This window comes from Allomuricauda sp. ANG21 (genome assembly GCF_040705235.1).
Taxonomy (GTDB): Bacteria; Bacteroidota; Bacteroidia; order Flavobacteriales; family Flavobacteriaceae; genus Flagellimonas; species Flagellimonas marina.
The window spans coordinates 71,870-95,279 of record NZ_JBFCVT010000012.1; the positions used below are offsets into that span (position 1 = coordinate 71,870).

Annotated in this window: 14 protein-coding genes; 11 read left to right on the top strand and 3 right to left on the bottom strand. The window is 42.6% G+C overall.

Annotated elements, in window-relative coordinates; all coding sequences use genetic code 11:
- Positions 1-49: 49 nt before the first annotated feature.
- Entirely contained in the window at positions 50-3,022 is a 2,973-nt protein-coding gene (locus AB1A65_RS14015; protein ID WP_366590323.1) for a glycosyl hydrolase, read from the bottom strand.
- Between the two features lie 55 nt (positions 3,023-3,077).
- Positions 3,078-5,777 carry a family 78 glycoside hydrolase catalytic domain gene (locus tag AB1A65_RS14020; protein WP_366590325.1) on the bottom strand — a complete coding sequence of 900 codons (2,700 nt, stop codon included), beginning with the start codon at positions 5,775-5,777 and terminating at the stop codon, positions 3,078-3,080.
- A 182-nt stretch (positions 5,778-5,959) separates the two neighbouring features.
- Here AB1A65_RS14020 and AB1A65_RS14025 point away from each other — a divergent pair, with 182 nt between their 5' ends.
- From AB1A65_RS14025 to AB1A65_RS14035, 3 genes are read left to right on the top strand one after another with little or no spacing between them, the layout of a single operon-like run.
- The gene (locus tag AB1A65_RS14025; RefSeq protein WP_366590327.1) at positions 5,960-7,390 is read left to right on the top strand and encodes a hypothetical protein; all 1,431 of its coding nucleotides are present in this window, start codon (positions 5,960-5,962) and stop codon (positions 7,388-7,390) included.
- A gap of 9 nt (positions 7,391-7,399) precedes the next feature.
- On the top strand, positions 7,400-8,431 hold the full coding sequence (locus AB1A65_RS14030; RefSeq protein WP_366590329.1) for an L-rhamnose/proton symporter RhaT: 1,032 nt from the start codon (positions 7,400-7,402) through the stop codon (positions 8,429-8,431).
- Positions 8,432-8,433: 2 nt separating this feature from the next.
- A complete protein-coding gene (locus AB1A65_RS14035) occupies positions 8,434-10,371 on the top strand; it encodes a glycosyl hydrolase (RefSeq protein ID WP_366590331.1) in 1,938 nt (645 codons plus the stop codon).
- A gap of 147 nt (positions 10,372-10,518) precedes the next feature.
- Here AB1A65_RS14035 and AB1A65_RS14040 read toward each other — a convergent pair whose 3' ends face one another.
- A complete protein-coding gene (locus tag AB1A65_RS14040) occupies positions 10,519-11,565 on the bottom strand; it encodes a GntR family transcriptional regulator (RefSeq protein ID WP_366590334.1) in 1,047 nt (348 codons plus the stop codon).
- A 278-nt stretch (positions 11,566-11,843) separates the two neighbouring features.
- Between AB1A65_RS14040 and AB1A65_RS14045 the strand changes: the two genes are divergently transcribed.
- The 8 genes from AB1A65_RS14045 (at position 11,844) to AB1A65_RS14080 (ending at position 23,410) form a co-directional block, all read left to right on the top strand.
- Positions 11,844-12,722 carry an AraC family transcriptional regulator gene (locus tag AB1A65_RS14045; protein ID WP_366590336.1) on the top strand — a complete coding sequence of 293 codons (879 nt, stop codon included), beginning with the start codon at positions 11,844-11,846 and terminating at the stop codon, positions 12,720-12,722.
- 152 nt (positions 12,723-12,874) lie between these two features.
- Positions 12,875-13,696, top strand: coding sequence for a phytanoyl-CoA dioxygenase family protein (locus AB1A65_RS14050; protein WP_366590339.1), 822 nt, complete (start codon positions 12,875-12,877; stop codon positions 13,694-13,696).
- Position 13,697: 1 nt separating this feature from the next.
- Complete coding sequence (locus tag AB1A65_RS14055) at positions 13,698-14,534, top strand: sugar phosphate isomerase/epimerase (RefSeq protein WP_366590341.1); 837 nt, start codon at positions 13,698-13,700, stop codon at positions 14,532-14,534.
- Complete coding sequence (locus AB1A65_RS14060; RefSeq protein WP_366590344.1) at positions 14,531-17,833, top strand: glycosyl hydrolase; 3,303 nt, start codon at positions 14,531-14,533, stop codon at positions 17,831-17,833. The genes AB1A65_RS14055 and AB1A65_RS14060 overlap by 4 nt, the downstream gene beginning before the upstream one ends.
- 3 nt (positions 17,834-17,836) lie before the next feature.
- Complete coding sequence (rhaM, locus tag AB1A65_RS14065; RefSeq protein ID WP_366590346.1) at positions 17,837-18,220, top strand: L-rhamnose mutarotase; 384 nt, start codon at positions 17,837-17,839, stop codon at positions 18,218-18,220.
- Positions 18,221-18,480: 260 nt separating this feature from the next.
- A complete protein-coding gene (locus tag AB1A65_RS14070) occupies positions 18,481-20,574 on the top strand; it encodes a bifunctional aldolase/short-chain dehydrogenase (protein WP_366590348.1) in 2,094 nt (697 codons plus the stop codon).
- Between the two features lie 171 nt (positions 20,575-20,745).
- Complete coding sequence (locus AB1A65_RS14075; RefSeq protein WP_366590350.1) at positions 20,746-22,026, top strand: TIM barrel protein; 1,281 nt, start codon at positions 20,746-20,748, stop codon at positions 22,024-22,026.
- Between the two features lie 10 nt (positions 22,027-22,036).
- A complete protein-coding gene (locus AB1A65_RS14080) occupies positions 22,037-23,410 on the top strand; it encodes an FGGY family carbohydrate kinase (RefSeq protein WP_366590352.1) in 1,374 nt (457 codons plus the stop codon).

Here is a 23,410-nt window from a genome sequence, read left to right on the forward strand (position 1 = left end):
AAGCCCTTTCGGGCTTTTTGCTAATTATTACAATCAATCTACATTCTCTTTATTCCTTTCTTAGAATACGTACAGGGCCGAGTAACCCAGAAGGTTGTAAGGAATCCTTCTCCTTAAAAAACGGGTATGTTATAAATGTGTAACGGTCGGATGGCCTTTGTGTTCCATTGGTTATCCAATCTGGCCATTTGCCATTTTTGATACCGTCATCCATATACTGTTCATCCCCGATCAAACGATTGGCCCATTGGTTTGCCACAGTAATTTTGATTACGTTCTCTCCTGGCTTAAGGGCGCTTCCTATGTCTATTTGCCAAGGAGCACACCATACAGTCCCTTGCTCTTTGCCATTGACAACTACATCAGCTATTACCTTTACCTCGCCCAAATCCAGCACGGAAGTCTCTTCAACTTCTGCTGCAGCAAGCTCAAATGTCGATGTGTAGGAAGCGGTACCAGAATAGAATTTGATACTATCGTTAGTACTTTGTGACCAATCGGTAAGAGTTTCAAAAACAGTTTCGGAGGGACCTCCCCAATTGGGATCGAATTGAACAGTCCAGGGACCTGTTAATTTCTTGATTTCTTTCAGCTCAGAAAAGTTTGTCAGATTGCCCTTCATATGTACATCTTCAGCAAAAATGACAAAGTAAGACTCGTAGGGCGCAAATTCCAACGCAATTGTGGTAATATCCGAACTAGTGTCAAATTGAGGCAGCGAGCGTATTTCACCACTAACCGGGTGCCAAAGCATCGGTTCCTTTTGAGCAACCCTGAAGGTTACTTTTCGAGTAACCTTTTCATCAAGGGTGTTTGATAAAAAATAGATATCGATACCTTTCTTTTTTCTGTGGATATATCGAAGCTCTTCACCAGTAACGTCTGGAACCACTCCCATGCCCTCCAAAACTTCCGTAATGGACTTATAGGATGGGTAAAGGCGATCTCCCTCATTTTGGGCCAAATTTCCGCCGAAATAAAGTGTTCCTCTACCTATCTTTTTGGTTTCCAAAGTAGGAGAGACCTCTGTACCGCCCCAAATTTCCCGTGATAATGCCAGAACCTGTTCGTCATTTTCTGGATAATTGGTTAGACTGGGCGATTTAACATAGGGGTTACCTATTATCATTGCGCCATCATTCAACAGCTTTTTTATAAAGCTTAGCAATTCTGGTGTAATGGCGTCCATATTGGGAAGTACCATTAGCTCATAACTTGTAGCGTCTGGGAAGGCAATCTTTCCATTTTCCACTTTCGCCTTGTCCATTAAGGTTTGGGGAGCCACTCCATCAAAACTGTATCCTTTTTTGTCTTTAAGCCACCCTTCTCCGCCAAGGGCCGAAGCAGGGGGTTGAAAAACATGGGGCACTCCTTCCGGCGTTAGGAATAAAATATCTGAAACAGCGTCACCTTGTTGAAGTAAGGTAGAACATTTGGCCAAATAATCATGGTATTCCCCAACAAAGGGCCACCACGTTTGACCACGGTCCCAATGCACACCATACTGCCCCATGGTCATTCCAGGGCGCAAACTGTCGCCCAAAGGCTTGTGTGCAAAAGTGTGAAATACAATTCGGTTCACTCCACCCGCAAATGCCCAATCCCCAATATTTTTAAGCGAAGCAGGGTGGTGATTCAATTTTTCCAATTTATCGGACGTAAAAGCTTCTGAGGGAACAATCTTTTTCCCATTGACATGGGCAATGGAAGATGCTTCTATCACGGCATAGTGCGCATCAAAAGTATCGGTCCAGAACTCGGCCATGGGTACATCAGCAACAGAACCAAGCATCATATCGTTAGTAGGGTTCATATCATAGGGCTCTATAGAAAGACCAAGGCCCAGTTCGTTGGCATATTGTTTCAGAAAGCCTGCATGATTTTCCAATATCAATTCTTGGGAAGTAATCCTCAAATCCCATAAAAACCTCTCGGTAACATCGCGGTTTTGAACGAGGTATCCAGCATACGCGGGATAAAAAGGCAATGGATCATAACCTCTTCTAGCTTTAAATTCGGCCCTAAAGTTGTCAGTCCAATTTTGAGCCCCCATTTCCCAACTATCCATATGCAACATTTTTAGACCGCCCTTTCCTTCTTTGTTCAAAGGGCCGATTCGATCCAAAATTCTACCTAGGAACTGGTCCAAATGATTTTTAATGCCTATAGTATCGAATTTATCGGATTCAAAACCAACTCCTGGCAAAGGAGCTGGTCTCGTAATGGCTCCATTGTTACGGGCAACGAAACGCAAAACAGTCCATTCCCCTGCAGGTGCATCCCACTGAAGATTACCTGAATCGTCCATCTTATCGCTCAGGTCCAATATTTGAGTGGTGTCCACCCCTAAATCATCTAATCCATCCCTAGTCTCAGGGATAAAGGGAATCGATCTTGGGTCCGATGTAAACGGATATCTGTAAACCAACGACTTCCGCTCCAGATTAGTAACTTTTGTATCTGTACCGATTTTGGGAAAAGCCAAAACGGCAATATCATCGTAATAGGTTTTCCAGTGATCCGCCAAAGACTCAGGAAAAGATTCCAGTCCAAAAAACGGTCTGTTGGGTTCAGGTATTGGAAGTGTGACATTGATGGTTTTTCCACCTTCGATTTTGGTGGCACTTGCCACCATATGCCTCATGGATTCCTTACCGGGCACCCATGGACCACCACTACCGGTCCAGCCCGGCCCCACACCAAGGGTAATAGCAATATCCAGTCGCCTCGCTTCCCTTTCAGCATGGGCAAACAGTTCCAACCATTTGTCACTCATAAAGTCTACAGTTCCCCTTGGCACTCCGACATTGACCTCCAGAAACACCAAATGACTAATCCCAACTTCTTTCATGGATTCCAGATCCTTGGTCATCTCTTCCATGTTCATATTCCCATCCATAAAATACCAGTAAACTCCGGGATGTGCTTCAAATGGGGGATTATGAAATTTATCGACCAGTGTATTAATGGTGTCGTTTTCAACACCCTCCTTAGTGCCGCAAGCCACAACTGAACAGAGCATGAGACAACCGATTAAATACCCTGTACTGCGTTTGAAATTTATTTGCATTGTTTGATTATAATTTTTGTGATTCAATATTATATGTTCCAGACCCTAGTTCAAGGAACACTAGATCAGTTTCATCTTTTTGTCCTGTTTTGGGGGTTGCTTCCTTTCCATTGATGATATACCTATGATTTTGGATATAAGGAAGTACCAGTTCGGCCTTTGAATTGACCGGAACCTTGAGTTCCATTTGCAATCCATTGGATTCCCTTTTCCAGTCGACAACGATATTTCCTTGGGGGGACATATAACTTCCTTTGGCTCGTGTAAACTCATCTGAAAACAAGGGTTTTACGGTAAAATTGGTATAACCTGGATGGTCTTCGTTGGCCTTTAGCCCCAGTATCGTGCTGTACATCCACTCCCCTATGGCGCCATAGGCATAATGGTTATATGAATTCATATTGGGTGTTTGGGTGGACCCATCTGGTTTTATCCCGTCCCACCGTTCCCAAATTGTGGTGGCACCCATTTTTACGGGATACAGCCAAGATGGATACGTATCCTGAAGTAGTAGTTTTATAGCGATATCAGTTCTACCATAACGCGACAATACCGGGTTTAAATAAGGGGTTCCCAAAAAACCGGTGGTCAAGTGCATATCGTATTTTTCGATATTCGCCACCAATCGATCCATCGTTACAGATATCTTATCCTCTGGGAGCATTTCAAACTGTAGCGCCAAAACATATGCGGTCTGCGTATCCGATACCAACATACCATTGTTGGTCAAATATTCCTTTTGAAATGCTTCTTTTACCTCTTCCAACAATTCACCATATGCTATGGCATCCTCTCGGTAGCCCAATATTTCTGCAGACTTTGCCAAAATTTCTACGGAACGTGCATAGAAGCACTGTGCAATCAAATATTTGTTTGTAACTGCCGCCATGCCATCATTGTCATCGTCAGGTCTATAAAACAGCCAATCACCAAAATGAAAACCGTCCTTCCATAAATGATCCTGTGCTCTATTTCTGATATAATCCACCCATTTTTTCATACTTGGGTATTGTGTGGAAAGGATATCCTTGTCACCATAGGTCACATAGTGATTCCAAGGTATAATGGTGGCCGCATCTGCCCATCCTGCCGAAGCAAAGGCATTTTCATCCAAAAGGTTCGGGACAATATAGGGTACAGCCCCATCGGCACGTTGTTCCAAGGCCAAGTCTTTTAACCACTTTTCAAAAAATGACTTTACATCCATATTATAGGAAGCAGTATTAAAAAACACTTGGGCATCGCCTGTCCATCCCAGTCGCTCATCCCTTTGCGGACAATCCGTTGGAACATCAATGAAATTTCCCTTTTGCCCCCATACGATATTGTGTTGAAGTTGATTGACCAGTGGATTGGATGTCTCAAAATATCCCGTTTGCTCCATATCCGAGTATAAGGCAACTGCCTCAAAATCATTCACATTTATTTCTTCCAGTCCCTCTACCAAGGCATATCGAAAACCTTGAAAGGTAAAATGTGGGTGGTATATTTTGTCCTGAGACCCATTGAGTATGTAGGTATTTGTCTGTTTGGCCGCCCGTAAATTTTCGGTATAAAACCGACCGTTCTTATCCAAAATCTCAGCATGCTTAATTTTGACCGTATCCCCTTTGTTTCCCTTCAACTTGCATTCGATCCAACCTACCAGGTTCTGACCGAAATCAAGCACCTGTTTACCATCCGAAGTTTTAATGATCTTAGGCTGAAACCGTTCTTGCTTTCGAACCGGGTTATTTTCCGTGCCGACCAAAGGGATATTATCCGTAGTGTCCAACAGCACCTTTTTTAAACCTTCAGGACGACCACTGGGGCCATACCAATCATCCCTTTCTCTATTGGCGTCATAGATTTCACCATGGTAGATCTCAGAGTCAATGATGGGTCCAAAACCATATTCCCAATCTGGACCTGTAGGGATGATGTCGGTGGTACCATCTTCGTAGGTCAACATGACCTGTGCTTTTAAGGCCAGTTGATGGCCATAATGATCATTCGCCTCTTTCCATACCAAATCGCTTCTGAACCAACCATGACCAACCGTAACGCTCAGTACATTGGAGTCGTTTACTAATTCCTTAATATCATAGACCTGATATTGAATACGCTTGTCATAAACCGTCCAGCCTGGGGTAAAATAATCGTTTCCTATGCGGGTGCCATTAAGATAAGGTTCATACATCCCTTTTGAAGTGATATAAAGACGCGCATCCTTAACTTTTTTCCTGATATCAAATACATGTCTGAAGTAAGGAATTTTACGAGCTATATTATCTTCCTTTTGTTGCGTAATCCATTTTGCTTTCCATTGCTCATGTCCGAATAATCCCGTGGTCCAATTGGACTGGCCTTCAAGGGGAGCAATTGCGGCTTCAGTGGTCCACACCATTACCTTCCAATAGTAGGTTTGATTGGATACCAGTGAATCTCCCTTATATTGAACATCGGTATGGGAAGAGGGCACTTTATTGGAATCCCAAACAATAGCATTTTTGCTAAAAACACTATCCTTACTAACGATAACCCTATAGGCCATCTGCATCACATTAAATGCATCGGACTCGATCTGCCAAGAAAACTTAGGTTCGGTATTATGGAGGCCTTGAGGGACTTGTTTGCCATCCACGCGCAAACGGTGCAGCCCCTCCGAGCTAAAAAGAGCATGTGAAATACAGCAAAATAGTGCTGTTAAGAAGATTTTGAAATTCATTATTGCAAATGTTTAAACCTTAAAATTAAGGGTTATCGAGACCCCTCGCATCCTGTACAATACTGTAAACACCAAAACAATGTATCCAAAAAATACCTATACCTGAACAGGTAGGCACAGGATGAATCATGTCATATTTACACCAATATTGCTGGGATGTAATCTTATAATGCTAAAAATACATGAAAGAAGACTTAAAGGTCGGGCTTTTTGGAATTGGACTAGAAAATTATTGGGAGCAATTTACCGGGTTAAAAATGAAACTGGAAAACAACCTTGCCCATCTTGAATCGGAGATGACCAAGATGCACCCGGATATTTTAAACCTGGGACTCATAGATTCCATTGACAAATCCAGAAAAGCAGGTCTTCAATTTAAAAAAGAGAATGTCGACATCCTTTTTTTATATGTAACCACCTACGCCCTTTCGGCAACGGTGATTCCATTGGTTAAAATTGCCAATGTTCCCGTGATCATCCTTAATCTCAGTCCGGAAAGGGCCATTGACTACGATGCCTTTAACAAATTGCAGGATAGGACAAAAATGACCGGGGAATGGCTCATGCACTGTTCGGCCTGTCCGGTTCCAGAAATAGCCAATGTTTTTAAGCGATTGGGAATCCATTTCCATGAAATCAATGGTGTGCTCAATGATCGCACAGATAGTTGTTGGAAGGAGATAGTAGGATATATCGATGCCGCCAAGGTCGTCAATAGCTTATTTTATAACAATATGGGCGTGATGGGACATTATTACAATGGGATGTTGGATATTTATACTGATTTGACAAAAGTCTACCGATATTTTGGAGGACACATTCAAATTATTGAGGTCGATGAATTGTCTGCACTAGTGGACACTGTGGAAAATGAGGAAATCAAACAGAAAATCACGGAGTTCGAAAATGAATTTGAGATAATGGACGATTGTAGCGAACATGAAATACGAAGGGCAGCGAAGACATCGGTCGCCCTGGATAAAATCGTGAATAAATACAATTTGGGTTCGATGGCCTACTATTATAAGGGAACTGGAAATTTTCAGAATGCCAATGCCATGAGTTCCATCATTCTTGGGAACTCTTTACTGACCATCAAAGGAATACCGGTAGCAGGAGAATATGAGATAAAAAACTGTTTGGCCATGAAAATAATGGACCTATTTGGTTCCGGAGGCTCCTTCACCGAGTACTACGCCATGGATTTTGATGACGATGTTGTCCTGATGGGACATGATGGACCAGGGCATACTAGAATTGCCGAGGGCAAGGCAAAGGTAAAACCTTTACAAGTCTACCACGGAAAAGTGGGCGACGGGCTGTCCATTGAGATGTCTGTCAAGAACGGACCGGTAACCTTGCTATCCATTATCGAAGGCAGCAATAATGATTTTGAATTACTGATTGCAGAAGGGGAGTCGGTTCCAGGCCCGATCTTGGAAATAGGAAATACCAACAGTCGCTACAGATTTAAAATTCCTGCCCGTGATTTCGTGAAGAAATGGAATGCACACGGTCCCGCCCATCATTGTGCCATTGGTGTGGGACATATTGCACATAAACTTAAAAAATTGGCCCACCTCATGGGTATTCAATCAAATCAAGTCGTATAAGTTACTGTCATGGGTTCATTATTTGGTGTACTTTTTCATGCTATAGGAGGTATTTCCGCGGCTAGTTTTTATGTCCCCTACAAATCCGTTAAAGGATGGCCTTGGGAAGTCTACTGGTTGATCGGAGGTGTTTTTTCATGGATCATTGTTCCCATTGTGGTCAGCTATCTCAGTATTTCAGATATGGGTACGCTTTGGCAACAATTGGACTGGGCATATGCCTTTTGGCCCTTTGTATTCGGGCTCCTTTGGGGGATTGGTGGATTGACCTTTGGTTTGGCCATTCGAGACCTTGGGGTGTCATTGGGTATCTCGCTTGCCCTTGGACTGACGGCCGTATTCGGTACACTTATCCCCCCGATTTTTGACGGAAGTATTTCCACTTTGTTCACAACTACAGGAGGAATGATTGTCCTCGCTGGCATCCTATTGAGTCTTCTAGGTACCTATTTTATAGGTAAGGCAGGTATTTTGAGAGATCGAGAAAAAAAAATGGTAGACTCAGACCAACGGAGCCTAAAAAGAGGTGTTCTCTATGCCTTGATATCAGGTTTACTCTCGGCCTGCTTTGCGTTTGGTATCGCAGCAGGAAAGAATATTGTCGATCTAACGGAACCTAACGTGCGCAATGACCTTTTTGTCAATAGCTTTTTGTTTGTTTTCATTATGTTGGGTGGGTTTATTACCAATGCACTTTTTTGTTCCATAAAAATTGTGAAAAACAAATCATGGCTGGCTGTTCAACAAACTTCAACATCAGTTATTACAAAAAATTCACTAAAGTGTGCTTCGGGAGGAACCATTTGGTATACCCAATTTTTATTCTACGGAATGGGCACCACCTTTCTCCAAGAGCTAGAATTTGCCAGTTGGACCTTACATATGTGCTTTATCATTTTCTTTAGCACCATTTGGGGAATTATCTTAAAGGAATGGAGCCGAACAAGCTCCAAAGTACTCCTGCTGTTGAGCACAGGCTTGGTTGTGTTAATCATTAGCACAGTTTTTATCGGATTCGGAAACAGTAATTTCATTAGTTGATTATGACCATTAGATATTTTTTTATTTTGACAGGGGCCATTACGGGTTTATTGGTTTCGGTATCCTGTAGCTCAGACCAAAAAATAAACGAAAAAATCACAGAAACCTCGGATACCGATTATTATCCAAGCGGAAAGCCTTATACACGCTGGTGGTGGAACGCGCGCGTCTTGGATACCACGGATATAAAAGAGCAATTACATTGGCTTGATGCGAATGGTTTTGGCGGTGTAGAGGTTGCATTTATCTATCCAGTAGATAAAGACCCCTCCACAGAAAGAACCGAATGGCTAAGCAGTGAAATGGCCAACATGGTTGAGTTCACAAAGCAATATGCCGATGAATTGGGAATGGGCTGTGATTTTACCTACGGAACACTTTGGCCTTTTGGGGACACCCAAACTCCGGATAAGTATAATGTCAAAAAGTTTGGTAATCCGGATTTTAAACAAACGGAAACCAGGGGGTGGGTGCTGCCCGACACCTTGTTCATTATCGATCATTTGGACAAGGAGGCCTTTGCCTATTACGCTAGCAGATTAGACCCCATGTTTGAAAATGTGGCAGGTTCCGGAAAAAAAACCGCCTTTTTTTGTGATTCCTGGGAAGTGGATACCCAGCATATATGGAGCAACGATTTTGAAAAAGATTTTAAGGAGTTGTTCGGGTATGATATTGTGCCCTATATGGAGGACATCTACAATGAAAAGAACAAGCATGCACTTTATGATTACATGAAACTGGTTTCCCAAAAAACAATGGAGGGATTTTATATTCCTTTCCACCAAAAAACCCATGAACTTGGAGGTTTTTCCCGCGTTCAGGTGGCCGGGGCACCTACCGATCTGATTGAAGCCTACGCATTGGTCGACGTGCCAGAAACCGAAGCCATGTTGTATGAGCCCAACTACTCAAAAATCGTAGCCTCTGCCGCTGCACTTGCCGATAAAAAAACTATCACTTCGGAGACCTTCACGTGCATATACGGTTGGCCGGATTACCATATGTTCGAAGAGAAAATCGAACACCTCAAACTAGTTGCAGACGCACTTTTTGCCAATGGTGTCAACCAAATATTTTGGCACGGTTACAATTACAACCCTGTAGGAAGTGACAGCATATCCTTCTACGCCACAAGCCATGTGGGTAAAAAAGGGGCGCTCTCCAAACACTTGGCCCCTTTTAATGATTACATGGGAAAAATTAGCCGATTGATGCGAAAAGGCAACACCTATACCGATATCGCAGTATATCTGCCAAAAGAAGATAGTTGGATGGCGGGTTTTTACCCGGATTCCCTTCAAATGCCATGGTCTTGGGGCCAATACGAACAACGTTATCTGAAATACCCTGAAGAATTAAAGGGGTATCATCCATTATGGATCAATGGCGGATTTATGGAAAAGGCCAGATTAGTTGAAAACAAGTTGGCATTGGGAAACAACCTATTCAATGCTTTGGTCATTGATGCTGACTTTTTGGATATCGACAACCTGAAAATCATTTTCGACAAAGCTGTAAAAGGACTGCCAATTTTTATCAAGCATCAACCAAAACAAGCTGGAATGGTCAAAGATGTTGCATTTACTGAAATGCTTCAACAAATGCTATCTCTGCCGAATGTTGTCGATAATTTTAAGGAATTGAACATTCCCAAACCTATTATCGAGGGTGAATCAATTCCTGAGTTTTGGATCAAAAAAGAAATGGACACTTATCACATATTCTTTGCGAACCCGAAAACTAAAGAATTAAAGTATCCATTGGATTATGATATGGGCCTGGCTCTTGAAAAATATGACTATCCCATAACGATAAATATCAATGGCAAGTCGATTACTACCAACCTTACATTCTCGGATGGTGAATCCCTACTCCTTAAGGTTGATGACAACGGAGTCCTAAGTACATTGGACATCAGCTATTTTAACCAACCTTAGGTTTCAATTGGACCACCTCCCCAAAAGTGTGGATTCTACTTTGTTCCTAAAAAACGATTTGAAAAACATCCCCAAAAAGGAAACGGAGACATTCTTTTTGGGGAATCCTTCATAACGCCAAAGATCATATCCAAACTAATCTGGACACTATAACGAATCCCTATCTATAAAATTAAAAGGGTTCCTGATACAAAGCTCCATGTTTCCGGATATCGCTTGGGCGGCATACTCCCCCATTTTTCTAAAATCCGTAGTAATTACTGAAATCTCCAGAAGCTCTTTTAAGGCGGTATCATTATAACTGATAACTCCTAAATCGATACCGCATTTCAAATTTTGTTGCTTGGCCTGCTTTATTAAATGTACCAGATCATTTTCCTCGATAGTTATGTAAGCTGAATGCCTGCCGAGGACAGTCTCACTGGTGAATGCATCTATCACCTCAAAATCAATATCAAATATTCCGCAAAATTTCATGAACCCCCTAAGTATTCTTCTAGGATAAGGGTAAATGACCTTTGTTGGAAAAACCAAAACAACTTTCTTATACTTCTTGATCTTTTCGGAGGCACTTGATAGGGCTTCAAAAATATCGTTCTCAAAATCTTGCGTAATTCGAGCTAGGCAATTCGATATCCTTGGCTTGTCATTGTCCAATACGATCAGTTTCTCCGGTGGTATTCGGGAAAGTGCATTATCTATTTCCTCCGAAGAGCTTACATGTTGCTGGTGGGCATCCTTGAAGTGCGGCATGACAACGTAGTAATCATAAGCACCAAGGTGCCTGTCCAATAAATTCAAGAACAATTGTGAATCACAATGATAAATACAAAGATTAACATGGGCACCCAACCCCAACTGATCTACCATGGCTTGGTAAATCTGCATTTTGTAGGAACTTAATTTATTGATAAGAAAACATACATTGGTCTTGCCAATCAACGAAGTCCTATTGATAAAATATCCCTTTCCTTTGGTGGCAATCACAATCTTTCGTTCTTTGAGAACTTTATATGCTTTTTCGACCGTATCCCTTGACAGGTAATGCGTTTCACTCAATTCATTGATAGAAGGTATCCTATCCCCTTTCCGAAGTTCTTCCATTCGTATCGAATCGATAATGGATTCTACCAACTGCAAATACTTGGGAACATTGGAAGAATGATCGACCGAAATACCTAAAGTACATTCCATAACTTAATGAGGTTTTGTTTGTTAATTTTATGTGGCTACGTCTATTACAAGCTTTTCTGGAGAGGAATGTTATGGGTTTACGCTCGTATTAAATATGTTCCCAATTCCAATGGCTCATCTTTTGAATATATCAAAATGTTAATTTTTGATGTGAGCAACCCTTACATTTTTGCGTCCTACGCTCCTACATTGCTACCTTCAAATGTATTATCAACAATAATAAGTTCATATATTTGTAAAATCCATATACAAAATGAATATTATTTGTATTTTTTGATATGAAGTCCTACAAAAAATACCTTGTTTCAAGTCAGGATGACCATCAGGGCCTAGGGATTGAGATATTAAATATCGGTCATAAAATTTATGCCCCACAGCAATCCTATCCCGACATCGACCATCCTGAAAGCTACCTGTTCAATTGGGAAGAAGGACGTTTCCTTGAAGAATATCAAATCGTATACATTTCCAATGGAGAAGGTATATTTGAAGTCAATGGACTACCGCCACAATTGGTGGGACCTGGCACCGTTTTTTTGCTGTTCCCAGGAATATGGCACCGGTTCAAACCGAACCAGAAAACAGGTTGGGAAGAATATTGGGTGGGGTTTCAAGGTGGATATGCCCGGTATTTACTTGAGCAAAAGTGTTTTAGTCCAGAAAATCCAGTGATTTCTGTTGGACTGATTCCTGAGTTTTTGGATACTTTTTCCAATTTGATCTCCACCTTAGAGGAAGAAAGTACTTCCTTTGAAAAATTGGCCTCGTTCCATGTAATCAACCTTTTGGGAATCGTATATGCATCCGTGCTTAGAAGTAACAGTGACCGAAGAGAGAAAGAAGAAGCAGTTCGTAGGGTTCAAAACGAAATCCATGCACGATGGAACCAGTCCGTGGACATCCATGAGTTATGCAAGCACTGTGATGTTAACTACAATTCTTTCAGAAAATCCTTTAAGGAAACTTTCAATACTTCGCCGGGCCAGTACCTACTGATGTTACGGCTGCGAAATGCGGTTAAATTAATCAAGGAAACCAACTTATCTATTTCTGAAATTGCATACGAATGTGGTTTTAATTCAGAATTCTATTTTTCGAGATTGTTCAAGCAAAAAATGCACTGTAATCCGTCCGATATCCGAAAAAAGGGTACGTAAGCCAACTTCTCAATAGGGGAATGCGAACCATCCAAAAAAAGACCTGGGCAGCTCACTTTAGAATTCTACCTATAAGACATCGATACCCTACAGTACAGGACAGTGACTTCCTTTTCTTACTGTATTTTCAAAGCACTAAATGTAATCTTACTATGAGAACAACTTTGACGGAACAACAGATTGCTTCCTTTCAAACGAATGGCTTTGTGGTTATTGAAGACTTTTTGGACAGTGCTGAATTGGAACATTGGAGAACAGTATTCACGAAAGCTATTGGCAATAGGTCGGGAAAAAAATTTCCCAATCAAAACATCAAATCAGGGGAAGCGGACAATATCAATAGTGAAGCGGATTATTTCGGAAATGTTTTCGAGCAGCTGATTAATCTCTGGAAAACTGATGACGAGATGAAAAAACTCATCTTAGACCCAAGAATCGGGGAAATGGCCGCTACGCTTGCTGGGGTCAACGGGGTAAGGGTCTGGCATGACCAAGCTCTTATTAAAAAACCATGGGCTAACCCAACAGCATGGCATCTGGACACCCCTTACTGGTCTTTTGATTCACGGGACGCACTTTCCATATGGATAGCACTTGACGATGCGACATTACAAAATGGCTGTTTGTTTTTTTTGCCCGAAACACACACCAAGACACGATTGGAGGATCCGGGAATCACCAAAAATATGAATGCCATTTTCGAGTTTTATCCAGAATTCAAAAGTATTGATTCAGTTGCTGCACCTATGAAAGCCGGTAGTTGTTCCTTTCACAATGGACTTACGGTACATGGGGCAAATGCCAATATGACCGCTGGGTATAGAAGGGCCATGACCTGTGCTTTTATGCCCGAAGGGAGCTTGTTCAACGGCAAGCAAAATATTCTATCCGACACGCAAATTGCATCACTTGAAATCGGAGATGTATTGGAGGACGACACTCAGAATCCAATAGTATTTAGCAGAAAAAAATAGCATGGAAATCAAATTCTTTGGAGCTTGGTGGGGACTGGACCATCTGGGACTGAAAGGAATGGTCAAGAAAGTTAAATCTGCTGGATACGATGGTATTGAAATTGGTATTCCAAAAGACGAAAAACTTCGGTACGAACTCCAAAGACTCTTGGAAGACTTTGATTTGGAAATTATTGCTCACCAATATGAGGCAACGGGTACAAATCCCGCTGAATACGCGGACTCCTTAAAATATTTTATGGATATCGCTGCTGCTTTCAAACCAATTTCGATCAATTCCCACACAGGAAAGGATTTTTGGCCCATGGAATCCAATCTACAATTTATAGACCTGTGTGATCCCATAGAAAAAACCTATGGGATCCCCATCCTGCACGAAACCCACCGAGGCAGGTTTTTGTATGCGCCCTCCGTTGCATCTGCATATTTTAACAAGAGACCCAATCTCAAAATCAACTTTGATCTATCCCATTGGTGCTGCGTCTCAGAATCCCTTTTGGAGGACCAAACGGAAGCCGTCCATTTGGCCATAGCTAGGGCACACCATATCCATGCACGGGTGGGACACGCCCAAGGCCCACAGATCACCGATATCAAAAATCCATATTGGGACAACGAAATCCAGGTATTCACTAATTGGTGGAAAGAAGTGTATCTGGCAAGAAAAAGGGACGGTAACCCATCCATTACCATTACCCCTGAGTTTGGTCCCCTACCCTATGCCCCAATCAACGATACGGGTACAACGGCCTATATCAACTTTTTTGAACAGAACCTCATAGTAATGGACCACCTTAAAGAATGTGAACAACAGTGGAAACTAGAACTATCCCTATGAAATTCTTATCTAAATCCATTTCAGCGGTACTTGCCGCCGGAATTATGTTATTGAACCTTAATTGCTTCACAATTGAACCAGAAGCTGATGATGAGGAATTATCCATAGAGGCCATGAAACAGTTCTTCACGAATCCTAGCGAAGACAATAAACCATGGACGTATTGGTATTGGATTAATAATCAAATTTCAAAGGAAGGGATAACAAAGGATTTAGAGTCCATGTCAAAATTAGGCATCGGTACTGCATTGATTGGAAATATCTACCTCGATGAATTGGAACGAGACAGCAGCGAAATCAGGGACATGCAAATCAAAACAGTTGACATGCTTGGCGATGATTGGCTTGAACTGACCAAACACGCAATTATGGAAGGGGGAAGATTGGGGGTTGACATCGGTCTCTTCAACTCCCCTGGTTGGAGTCAATCCGGTGGACCGTGGAATCGACCCGAAAACTCAATGCGGTTCCTCAAGACAATTAATAACTCCGTTTCAGGAGAAGGCAAAAAGGAAGTACGATTAAAACAACCTGATGGCTATTTTGAAACCATTGCCGTTTTGGCTATTCCGGAAAAGATTCCCCGAGAAATGCCAAGCCCCGTTGATTTGGGAGCTATCAAAAACTTGACTTCACCTGAACATTTATTTGATAACAATAATACAACCGTAGCGGAATTTCATGGAAATGGAACAAGTACAATTTCGTTTGATTACAAAGAAAACGTTGATGTCCATGGTTTTGAATTTTATCCCAATCAATCCACCTTTAAAGCCAACTGCAAAATTTACTTTCAAATCGAAAGTGCATGGAAACTGGTAAAAGAGGTTGTCATTGACCGTAGCAATGACATGGATATGTTGGGCTTTGATGATTATCCTCCAGTGGCAGTCTCCCTCCCTGGCATCAAAACCACAAAAGTTAAGCTATTGTTTGAAAACATCGAAGTCATAGGGGACCGGCAACCCGGCCTCTCTGAAATTAAAGTCCTCTCCCGACCAGTACTGGAATACTACCCCGAAAAGTCATTGGCCAAAATGCATCAAACCCCTCTTCCACTGGAAGATGCCTATACCTGGCCACCCCAAAAGGAACCTAAGGATAGTAGTTTCCTTATTGACAAAAACGAAATTATAGATCTCACTGACAAAGTTGACACCAATCAAATACTCCAATGGGAAATACCGAAAGGTAATTGGAACATCCTTCAGATTGGGATGACCTCGACAGGAATAACCAATAATCCAGCGGCCCATAATGCCAAGGGGCTGGAGGTTGACAAACTCAACCGAAAGCAGTTGCAACATCATTTCGATGCCTATGTGGGGCGTATTTTGCAATCCATGGCTCCCGAGGATAGGAAGGCTCTAAAGTATGTAATTGCAGACAGTTATGAGACCGGTGCACAAAACTGGACTAACGATTTTCATTCCCTCTTTAAGGACAAAATGGGATACGATCCCATTCCTTGGTTACCTGTACTTACCGGAAACATTATCAATTCTGTAGATGAATCCAATCGATTTCTGTGGGACCTCAGAAGGCTCGTTGCCGATCAAATTGCCTACGAGTATGTAGGTGGCCTACGGGAACTATGTAACGAAAACAATCTGGAACTCTGGCTCGAAAACTACGGTCACTGGGGGTATCCGTCCGAATTCTTACTATACGGTGGACAGGCAGATAGAGTTGGCGGTGAGTTCTGGGCCGAAGGGGACTTGGGCAGCATCGAGTGCAAAGCAGCTTCATCTGCAGCGCACACTTATGGTAAGAAAATAGTTTCCGCCGAATCCTACACCGCTGCATTCAAACATTACGAAAGACACCCAAGTGCGCTAAAGAAGCGCGGGGACTGGAGTTTTACCCAGGGAATCAACCATGTGGTCCTGCATGTTTACATCCACCAGCCTTATCCCGACCGTTATCCAGGGGTGAATGCATGGTTTGGAACAGAATTCAATCGGAACAATACTTGGTTCGATCAATCAAAGCCATGGGTGGATTACCTGAGAAGGTGCCAGTTTTTGTTGCAACAAGGTCTCTATGTAGCCGATATTGCCTATTATATCGGAGAAGATACTCCAAAAATGACAGGGTCAGCCTACCCTCAATTACCAAATGGTTACTCATTTGATTATATCAATTCCGATGTGCTCCTAAATGATATCACAATCAAAAACGGAAGATTTACACTACCAGATGGCATGTCCTACAAAATACTGGTCTTACCAGGCGACACAACAATGCGACCCAAAGTATTGAGTAAAATCGAGAGCCTTGTTGCCCAAGGAGGGGTTATCATGGGGATACCTCCTTCATATTCGCCCAGCAAGAAGGATTATCCGAATGCGGATACGACCATCCAACAAATGGCCCAAACGCTATGGAAAACCAACGACCCTAGCACGAACCATTCAAAACTACCAATAAAGTATGGTGCTGGATATCTATTTCCTTATACTGATATGGAAGACATCCTTTCTAAACTAGATACTCCACCTGATATCATTGTTGACCAAGAAACACCCATGCTATGGACGCATCGCTCCGATGGAAACCGACATATATATTTTATTACAAATCAAAGTGATAATACCATAAAACTAGAACCTTCCTTTAGGGTTTCCAACCTATTTCCCTCATTTTGGGATCCTGTTTCAGGTGATGTACGTTCATTGCCCAAATTCACCCAAAACATTGGGTATACGCAGGTCCCTATCCACTTATCACCCCAACAAAGTGGTTTCGTGGTATTTACAAAAGAAAAACCTTCCTTCCCTGACAAAGCTATTATCACCACTAATCCAAGTCTCGAAACAAGCATAAATATCAACGGCAATTGGAATATTTCCTTTCCGAATGTATTAACCGGGGACACCTTATCGATAGCAGAAGAGCAATTAAAGGATTGGACCGAATATACAGATGAAACCATCAAGTATTTTTCCGGCACCGCACAGTATACTACCCACTTTGAAGTAAACCAGATTTTGAACCTGAAGGAGTATTATCTAAAAATTGGAAAAGCTGATGTAATTGCCAACGTAAAACTAAATGGCCATCACGTTGGTGGGCTGTGGACACCGCCTTGGACATTGGATATCACAGGCTTTTTAAAGGAAGGTACCAACCTTTTGGAGATCGAGGTGTCCAATCTATGGAAAAACCAATTAATTTATCAATCCAAACTTCCGAGAAAACAGAGAAAAACATGGTCGTTTGTAAAGGACGTTGTAAAGGAAACAGACTCCCTAAGCCCATCTGGGTTAAAGGGACCCATACAAATCTTATCCTATTGAATTATGGCAAACATTTCACAATCCAGTACCAAACCCATCCGATTGGGCATTAAAATGGAGGTCTTCCCCGAGATGATAGAAGACTATATCAAAATCCATAACCCCATTTGGACAGCGCTAAAAGCTGTTTTCCGTAAACATGGTGTCATTTCGTATTCCATTTTCCTAGACCGACAAACAAACAGTTTGTTTGCCTATGTGCTTGTTTCCAATATCCAAGACTGGAAGGCTATTGCAACAACCAAAGTCTGTCAGGATTGGTGGAAGGAAATGAAGCGATTGATGCCTACGGGTTCCGATAACAGTCCGATTTCCTTTGCCCTTGAAGAAGTGTTCCACTTCGAAAGTTCCAATGATGAAGCAAAACCCTTGAACGCCCTCCAATAGATTGATTATGGCCTGACCCATCGATCAATTGGTGATTAATTAGTAACTCTTTGTCAAAGAATAATGACTGGATTGCATTTTAATCCTGAGATGGATGCGTTGGCCCCAAATGACATATATGTTATTGCACAAACCAATAGGTGAAAAAGGATGGCTGCGACCTAAGACAACCACCTTTTTTTATCCAATCAGCATACTGCAGGATTGTTTGAAAAATTACAACAGCTACCTTGCAGTTAATTAAGTCACTATAACAAAGAATGAAACAATTTAAACACGTAGATAACCTCTGGGATGCTGCCAAGGCAAAGCAATTGGGAGATAATCAAGTAGAATTATTCCTCTATAGATCCAATATTTTGGGTTCCGACCTTAGGATTACCAACTATGGAGGTGGGAATACGAGCTGTAAGACCATAGAAAAGGACCCTTTGACCAACGAAGATGTCGAAGTGATGTGGATTAAAGGATCTGGAGGGGATATTGGTACCCTGACCCGATCGGGAATCGCAGGACTTTATACCGAGCGCTTGAGAAACTTAAAGAAAGTTTATAAGGGTCTCCACGATGAGGATAGGATGGTGGGACTATTTAACCATTGCATCTATGACTTGGACAGCCGTGCCCCATCTATCGACACCCCTTTGCATGGCCTGTTGCCCTTTAAGCACATTGATCACTTACACCCCGATGCTTTGATTGCCGTTGCCGCCGCAAAGGACAGTGAAAAAGTGACCAAGGAAATTTGGGGAGACACCATGGGCTGGGTGCCATGGCAACGACCAGGCTTCGACCTTGGACTTCAATTGGAAAAATGCTTGAACGATAACCCCGGAATACGCGGTATCGTATTGGGGAGCCATGGTCTGTTCACTTGGGGGGACACTTCATATGAATGCTACATCAACAGTCTGGAAGTCATAGAAATGGCTTCTGAATATATTGAGAAAAAAATCAAGCAGCAAGGCAGCGTCTTCGGTGGACAAAAAGTAGCATCCTTGCCAGAAAATGAACGAAAGGAAAAAGCTGCTCAGTTAATGCCATTGTTACGCGGTCTCTGTTCTTCAGAAAACCGTATGATAGGGCATTTTACCGATGCGGATGTGGTCATGGAATACATCAACAGCAACGATCTGGAAAGGTTGGCGCCTATGGGAACCTCATGTCCCGACCACTTTTTGCGCACTAAAATCCAACCCTTGGTACTTAAACTGGACCCCGAGGAAGATTTATCCAACGCGGATGACATCCTCAAAAAGCTGGAGCCGGCCTTTGAACAGTACCGAAAAGAATATGCAGCTTACTACGAAAGTTGCAAGCATGACAATAGTCCGGCCATGCGAGACCCCAACCCGGTCATCATTATCTATCCGGGAATTGGGATGTTCAGCTTTGCCAAAAACAAGCAGACCACCCGTGTGGCGAGTGAATTCTATATCAATGCCATTAACGTAATGCGCGGTGCAGAAGCCATTTCGGCCTATACCTCTTTACCAAGGCAAGAGGCCTTTGATATTGAGTATTGGTTATTGGAAGAGGCGAAATTGCAACGGATGCCCAAAGAAAAGCCTTTGTCCAGAAAAGTGGCCTTGGTCACTGGTGCTGGAGGCGGAATCGGTAAGGCCATCGCCGATAAACTTGCCGAACAAGGGGCCAATGTGGTTTTGACTGATATAGCCGAAGACCGATTAAAAGAAGCCGTGGAAACCTACCCAAGTGATACAGCAAGCTATGCCATGTGTGATGTGACCAGCTCAGTATCCATAGAAGAAGCTTATAAGTCCGCTTGTTTGGAATTCGGGGGCGTGGACCTGGTCGTACACAGTGCAGGTTTGGCCATTTCAAAACCCTTGGCAGAGACCACCGAACAAGACTGGGACTTACTTCAAAACGTACTGGTAAAAGGCCAGTTCGAGCTCTTTAAACAAGGAGTTGAAATTATGAACAAGCAAGATTTGGGCGGAGATATTATCAGCATCGCCAGCAAAAATGGTTTGGTGTCCGGACCCAACAACGTGGGCTACGGAACCGCTAAAGCGGCACAGCAACACATGGTCCGTTTATTGGCAGCAGAATTGGGCGGTAAAGGGATACGTGTGAATACGGTAAATCCCGATGGCGTTATCGTAGGAAGCAAAATCTGGGAAGGTGAATGGGCCGAAGGCCGTGCCAAGGCCTATGGCATTGAAGTGGAAGACCTGCCGGCCCACTACGCCAAACGAAACCTGCTCAATGAAATTATATATCCAGAAGATATAGCCAACGGTGTATTCGCTTTTGTAGGGCTATTGGATAAAAGTACTGGGAACATTATCAATGTAGATGGTGGCATGGCCAACGCATTTACAAGGTAGCACTTTAGATTTCAATCTGTTTTCATTACAAACAATGGCTACAGATATTACCCTATAAGGTATGACCAGCGCCTTTGTTAAATTATTTTTTGAGTTGGTTAGTTTAGTTATTTGTATCCGCTGGTTGGTGTGGCATAAACCAGCGGATTTTTTTCAAAAAAGCATTTCCCTATGATTATAAGCAAAGATCGAGTCGCAGCCCATAACCAAGAGAGTATTGAAAAACACAGCCGAAGTTTTGATTTTTTGGCCAATACCCTAACCAAAAAAGGTTTTGATGTTGAACATATCCTAAAGAAAATAAGCGATTTTCAAGTAGCCATTCCCAGTTGGGCCTTGGGTGCAGGAGGAACACGTTTTGGTCGTTTCTCATACCATGGTGAACCGGGCACTTTGGAGCAAAAAATTGAGGACGTCGGACTCATTCATGCGCTTACCAGGTCAGCAGGCGCCATTTCCCTGCACATCCCTTGGGACGTGCCGGAAGATACCGAAAAGATAAAGACATTGACCAAATCGTTGGGGCTCACTTTTGATGCCATGAACTCCAATACCTTTCAAGACCAACCCGACCAAAAGCATTCCTATAAGTTCGGGTCCCTCTGCAGTACGGACGATAATGCGAGGCAACAGGCCATACAACACAATATCGATGTCATCCGACTGGGCGAAAAATTGGGGTCCAAAAGTTTGACCGTATGGCTGGCCGATGGTTCCAGTTTTCCCGGACAGAACAACTTCCAGACCGTACTCAAAAATACGCAGGACAGTTTGCAGCAAATCTACAGGACCTTACCCGAGGATTGGAAACTCTTTATTGAATACAAACCTTACGAGCCTAATTTCTATAGCACGGTAATCCAGGATTGGGGCACCTCCTTTATGTTGGCCAACGAATGTGGTCCAAAAGCCTATACCTTGGTCGATTTGGGTCACCATTTGCCCAATACCAATATTGAACAGATAGTGGCCACTTTAATGATGAAGGGCAAGTTGGGAGGATTTCATTTTAACGACAGCAAATATGGGGACGACGACCTCACCGTAGGGAGCATCAAACCGTATTCCCTATTTTTGATATTCAACGAATTGGTGTACGGCATGGAAAACAATCCACAGAATCCCTACCCTGCTTGGATGATCGATGCCAGTCACAATCTAAAAGACCCTTTGGAAGATCTGATGCAGTCATTGGAGGCCATACGCTCGTCCTACGCAAAAGCATTATTGGTAGACCAAAAGGCCCTTCGTGATGCACAACAGAACCATGATGTGACCTTGTGCCAGGAAATTTTACAGGAAGCCTATCTTACGGATGTACGCCCACTATTGGAGCGGGCCAGGATATCCAACGGAGGAGCGCTAAACCCATTGGACACTTACAGGCATTTGGAAGTCCGTAAAAAATTGGTGGACGAAAGAGGCAAACATACCATGGCAACAGGCCTATAATCCGAAGCAAATGGCACAAGAAGTAATTGCGGTTTTTGACATTGGTAAGACCAATAAAAAGTTTTTCCTTTTTGATATGGACTTTAGGGAAGTCCATCGCGATTACACCTATTTGGAAACCATTGAAGATGAGGATGGACACCCCACCGAGAACCTGAAAGCACTTGAGAGTTGGGTACAACGTACTTTTCAAGACATACTCAAAGCAAAGGAGTACAAAATAAAGGCGGTCAATTTTTCATCCTATGGCGCAAGCTTTGTCCATTTGGATGATATGGGAAAGGTGGTTGCACCTCTCTACAATTATACAAAGCCTATCAATGCAACCATCATTGACAAGTTCTATGCGCAGTATGGACCCGAGATACAGTTTTGTAGGGAAACAGGCACCACCCGAGACGGTATGCTCAACTCGGGCATCCAATTGTATTGGTTAAAACACGAAAAACCAGACGTATTTTCAAAAATCAAACATTCACTTCATTTACCACAATATCTAAGCTATTTGTTTACGGGAATTCCGGTCAGTGAATATACCAGTATCGGTTGCCATACTGCGCTTTGGAACTATGAAAAGCAGGATTATCACGACTGGGTCTATCAAGAGGGAATCCATAAGATATTGCCATCGATAGTGGATACGGGTACCAGTATCAACTCCAAACTCTTTGGTCACCAAATCAAGATAGGTGTGGGCATCCACGACAGTTCAGCTGCCCTGTTGCCCTATATCCGCAGTATTGACAAAAAATTCCTGCTGCTTTCCACAGGAACCTGGAGCATTGCCCTCAATCCATTTTCAAAACAACTCCTTACGGACGATGATACGGATTCCAATTGTATCAACTACATGCGTATCAATGGAGCTCCGGTAAAAGCGGCACGCTTGTTTCTGGGGAATGAATACAACGAACAGATCAAGAAACTGGCAGTTCTTTTCGGAGTTTCGGAAGATTATCACAAGACCATGAACTTTGATGCCGAGATCTATCGCAAGCTAAAGGACAGTTTTACCCATAAATTTAAATGGATAAGTCTGGATGTGGCACCCTCAAACATTACAACGCCTGTACAATTCAATTCCTATGAAGAAGCATATCACCAATTAATGATGGAATTGGTGGAATTACAGATAGATTGTATAAAACGTGCCATTGGAAAGGACCATATCAAACAGTTGTACATTGACGGAGGTTTTGCCAATAATCAAATTTTTGTGGAACTATTGGCCCGTGGCCTGGAGGACATGAAGATCAAAACAACCGACGCATCGTTAGGTTCGGCCTTGGGGGCCGCCATTGCCATTTCCAATATCCAATTGGACCAAAAGTTCTTAAAAGAAAATTACGCTTTAAAAAAACACAGACCCTTAATTACCAATTGA